We start from the raw sequence: 4,361 nt of genomic DNA on the forward strand, positions 1-4,361 counted from the left end.
TGAGCTTGCCGCCGAAGAACATGTTGAGGAAGAACGTCTGCAGCATGTCGTCGCGGTGGTGGCCCAACGCGATCTTGGTGCACCCCAGCTCGTCGGCCACGCGGTACAGGATGCCCCGGCGCAGTCGGCTGCACAGGCTGCACATGGTCTTGCCTTCGGGGATGTGCTCCTTGACGACGCTGTAGGTGTCCTGCGTTTCGATGTGAAAGGGCACGCCGACCTGCGTCAGATACTCCGGCAGCACGTGGGCCGGAAAGCCGGGCTGCTTCTGGTCGAGGTTGACGGCGATCAGCTCGAACTTGTGGCCGTTGCGCTGCTGCAGCATGCGCAGCACGTCGAGCATGGCGTAGCTGTCCTTGCCGCCCGAGACGCAGACCATGACCTTGTCGCCGTCTTCGATCAGACCAAAGTCGGTGATGGCCTGGGCCACCTGGCGCACCAGGCGCTTTTCGAGCTTGAGCGCGGCGTGGGCGGCAGCCTTGGCGGCCGCTGCGGCTGCGTCGTCGCCCTCCACAAAGGAAGAGGCGGGCGGGGTGGCGGTATCAAGCATGGGGTGAACGGACCAGACGGCGAAACGGGAAGGCGCAATGAAGGGGGATTGCAAGGTTGCCGCACCCGGCGGCGCCTTGCAATGGGCCGCCGCACTGCGCTGGCACGGCAATCACTATCATTTTTATAGCTTCTTGCGCCTGATGGATAAGCGCTAGCAGCCAATTCGACTCAAATTCAGGCTTCTGCGGGGTAGAACATCTTGCGCGTAGGCACATCGGCCACCGCCTTGGCAATGGCGCCAATATGGTCCGGCGTGGTGCCGCAGCAGCCGCCCAGGATGTTGACCAGCCCCTCGGCCGCAAACTCGTGCACTAGGCGGCTGGTGATCTCGGGCGTCTCGTCAAAGCCGGTGTCGCTCATGGGGTTGGGCAGGCCGGCGTTGGGGTAGCAACTGATGAACGTGTCCTCGGCCACCCGGTTCAGCTCCTGGATGTAGGGGCGCATCAGCGTGGCGCCCAGGGCGCAGTTGAGGCCAATGGCCAGCGGGCGCGAGTGGCGCACGCTGTGCCAGAAGGCGGTGACGGTCTGGCCCGACAGGATGCGGCCCGAGGCGTCGGTCACGGTACCGCTGATGATGAGCGGCAGGCGCTCGCCGCTCGTTTCAAAGAACTCGTCAATCGCGAACAGCGCCGCCTTGGCGTTCAGGGTGTCGAAGATGGTCTCGACCAGCAGCACGTCGGCGCCGCCTTCGACCAGCGCCTCGGTCTGCTCGTAGTAGGCAGCGCGCAGGGTTTCAAAGTCGATGTTGCGCGCACCGGGGTCGTTCACATCGGGGCTGATGCTGGCCGTCTTGGGCGTGGGGCCCAGGGCGCCGGCCACGAAGCGGGGCTTGTCGGGCGTGCTGTATTTGTCGCAAGCGGCGCGCGCCAGCTGGGCCGAGCGCAGGTTCATCTCGCGCGCCAGCTCGGCCATGTGGTAGTCCTCCTGCGCCACGGTGGTTGCGCCGAAGGTGTTGGTCTCGATGAGGTCGGCGCCAGCGGCCAGGTAGCGCTCGTGGATGTCGCGGATCACGTCGGGCCGGGTGATGCTGAGCAGCTCGTTGTTGCCCTTCACGTCGTACGCAAAGTCCTTGAACCGGTCCCCCGCGCCATCCGGCCCGGTGTAGCCCTCGCCCCGGTACTGCGCCTCGCCCAGCTTGAAGCGCTGGATCATGGTGCCCATGGCGCCGTCGAGGATGACGATGCGTTGGGCAAGGATATCGGGGAGTTGCGCGGCGCGTGTGTAGTGGAGGGCTTGCATAGGACCCTATTGTAGAAAGTGCGGCCCCTGCGCCCTTGCAGCGCACAATATGCGCCTGCCGCGCTCAGGGCCAAGCCCTGGCGCGCCAGAAAATACTGGCCGTATCGGCACCAAGCGCTTGATTTATATGCGCTTGTAGCTATCTATTTCAGAGTATCCGCTTGTCCTCTCGCCCGTCTCCCGCGCTGTCCCCTGCCCATGCCGTTTTGCAGGACGTTTTTGGCTACGAGCAGTTTCGCGGCCCGCAGCAGGCCATTGTTGAGCATGTGATCGCCGGTGGCGATGCGCTGGTGCTCATGCCCACCGGCGGCGGCAAGAGCCTGTGTTACCAAGTGCCGGCCATCGTGCGCCAGCGGCAGGGGCGCGGGGTGACCATCGTGGTCTCTCCGCTGATCGCGCTGATGCACGACCAGGTAGGGGCACTGCACGAGGCGGGGGTGGATGCGGCCTTTTTGAACTCTACGCTGAGTTTTGACGAGGCGCAGGATGTGGAGCTGCGCCTGCAGACTGGCGACATCACCCTGCTGTACGCCGCGCCCGAGCGGCTGAATACGCCGCGTTTTCTGGGCCTGCTCGATAGCCTGTACGAAGGCGGTCACCTCTCGCTGTTTGCCATCGACGAGGCACACTGCGTGAGCCAGTGGGGCCACGACTTTCGCCCCGAATACCGCGCGCTCACGGTGCTGCACGAGCGCTATGCGGGCGTGCCACGCATTGCGCTCACGGCCACGGCCGACGACCTCACACGCGCCGACATCATCGAGCGGCTTCAGCTGGAAGACGCGCGGCTGTTCATCAGCAGCTTCGACCGGCCCAACATCCGCTACACCATCGTCGAGAAGAAGGACGCCACCACCCAGCTGCTGCGGTTCATCGAGCGCGAGCACGCGGGCGAGGCGGGCGTGGTGTATTGCCAGTCGCGCAAGCGCGTGGAGGAGCTGGCGTCCACCCTGAGCGACGCGGGCATCACCGCCCTGCCCTACCACGCGGGGCTGGACACCAAGGTGCGACAGAAGAACCAGGACCGCTTTCTGCGCGAGGAGGGCATCGTGATGGTGGCCACCATCGCTTTTGGCATGGGCATCGACAAGCCCGACGTGCGCTTTGTGGCCCACGTGGACATGCCCAAGAACATCGAGGGCTACTACCAGGAGACCGGCCGCGCGGGCCGCGACGGCCTGAACGCCGATGCCTGGATGGCCTATGGCCTGAACGACGTGGTCAACCAGCGCCGCATGATCGACGAGAGCCCCGCGGGCGAGGAGTTCAAGCAGGCGCTGCGCGGCAAGCTCGACGCGCTGCTGGCGCTGGCCGAGGCCACCGACTGCCGCCGCGTGCGGCTGCTGGCCTACTTTGGCGAGCAGTCCACGCCGTGCGGTAACTGCGACAACTGCATCAGCCCGCCCGCCGTGTGGGATGCGACCGATGCCGCCCGCAAGCTGCTGTCCACCATCTACCGTGTGAACCAGGCCAGCGGCATCAGTTTTGGCACGGGGCACATCATGGACATCCTGCGCGGCAAGAAGACCGAGAAGGTCGCGCAGTTCGGGCACGAAAAAATCTCCACCTTCGGCATTGGCGCAGACCTGACCGAGCCCCAGCTGCGCGGCGTGCTGCGCCAGCTGATCGCCACGGGCGCGCTGGGCCTGCAGAAGGTGATGCTGGACAGCGGCCACAGCTTTGACACCCTGTGCCTCACCGAGGGCTCGCGCGCCGTGCTCAAGGGCGAGGTGCCGGTGCAGCTGCGCGAATCGGTGTCGTCCGCCCCCGCCAAGCGCACCCGCAAGGGCAGCTCACCGCCAGCCGCTGCCGCCAATCTGGGACCCGACGCACAGGTGCGCTTCATCAACCTCAAGGCCTGGCGCGCCGAAGTGGCACGCGAGCACAACCTGCCCGCGTATGTGATCTTTCACGACGCCACACTGGCTGCGATTGCCGAGCGCAACCCCGCGTCCCTGGACGACCTGCAGGGCATCAGCGGCATGGGGGCGAAGAAGCTGGAGGCGTATGGGGCGGAGGTGCTGAGGGTGGTGGAAGGTCGCTGATTTCTGTCACATCTGCGACGCGTGTCCCCCTGAATCTGCTGGCAATTTAGTTTGCTGTGCGGCCGCTGAAAAGGGATACATTCAGTTGGATTGTCTAACCACCACTGCTGTATTCAAGAGAGGGAGAGAGGGATGCATTCCAAGAAATTGATAGCTGTCGTATTGCTATCGGGAGCGGGCCTGGCGCAAGCATTTGCACCACAGGCAGGGACCTGGGTCGTGAGCTCTGAACTGGATGGCAAGCCAGGGCGGGGGCTGGCGATTGACGTGCAGAACGACACGTTCGTGATGCAGATGTATGCCTACGAAAGCAGCGGACAACCCACCTTCTATTTGGCAACAGGCAAGATAGCGAATGATCAGGTCGCAGCGCCCTTGATTCGTTACACCGGGGGGCGCTACCTGGGCAGCGGCCCGCTGTCAGGGAAAGAGGCGGGAACCGTTGGCACGGTACGGTTCCGTTTCACCAGCGGAGCCACGGGCTACATCACTCTCCCGGGTGAATCCGAGAAAGCCATCTCCCGG

General features: G+C 64.8%; 3 protein-coding genes and 1 pseudogene. 2 read left to right on the forward strand and 2 right to left on the reverse strand.

The window, feature by feature from the left end; translation table 11 throughout:
* Together ttcA and DBR23_RS02285 are read right to left on the reverse strand one after the other, a co-directional pair.
* Nucleotides 1-550 (reverse strand): tRNA 2-thiocytidine(32) synthetase TtcA (ttcA, locus tag DBR23_RS02280; protein WP_108497181.1); only part of this gene is annotated, 550 nt, incomplete at its 3' end.
* 176 nt (nt 551-726) lie between these two features.
* Nucleotides 727-1,791, reverse strand: coding sequence for a homocysteine S-methyltransferase family protein (locus DBR23_RS02285; protein WP_108497182.1), 1,065 nt, complete (start codon nt 1,789-1,791; stop codon nt 727-729).
* A gap of 185 nt (nt 1,792-1,976) precedes the next feature.
* On the opposite strand from DBR23_RS02285, the gene recQ reads away from it, so the two are divergent.
* Nucleotides 1,977-3,836 carry a DNA helicase RecQ gene (gene recQ, locus DBR23_RS02290; protein WP_056057719.1) on the forward strand — a complete coding sequence of 620 codons (1,860 nt, stop codon included), beginning with the start codon at nt 1,977-1,979 and terminating at the stop codon, nt 3,834-3,836.
* A gap of 132 nt (nt 3,837-3,968) precedes the next feature.
* Nucleotides 3,969-4,361, forward strand: a pseudogene (locus tag DBR23_RS02295) (hypothetical protein); the annotation flags it as partial.

Source organism: Acidovorax sp. HMWF018, assembly GCF_003061035.1.
Lineage (GTDB): Bacteria > Pseudomonadota > Gammaproteobacteria > Burkholderiales > Burkholderiaceae_C > Acidovorax > Acidovorax delafieldii.

Coding starts and splice junctions, on each gene's coding strand:
- DBR23_RS02285 (WP_108497182.1), bottom strand. CDS start 1,791: ATGCAAGCCCTCCACTACACACGCGCCGCGCAACTCCCCGATATCCTT.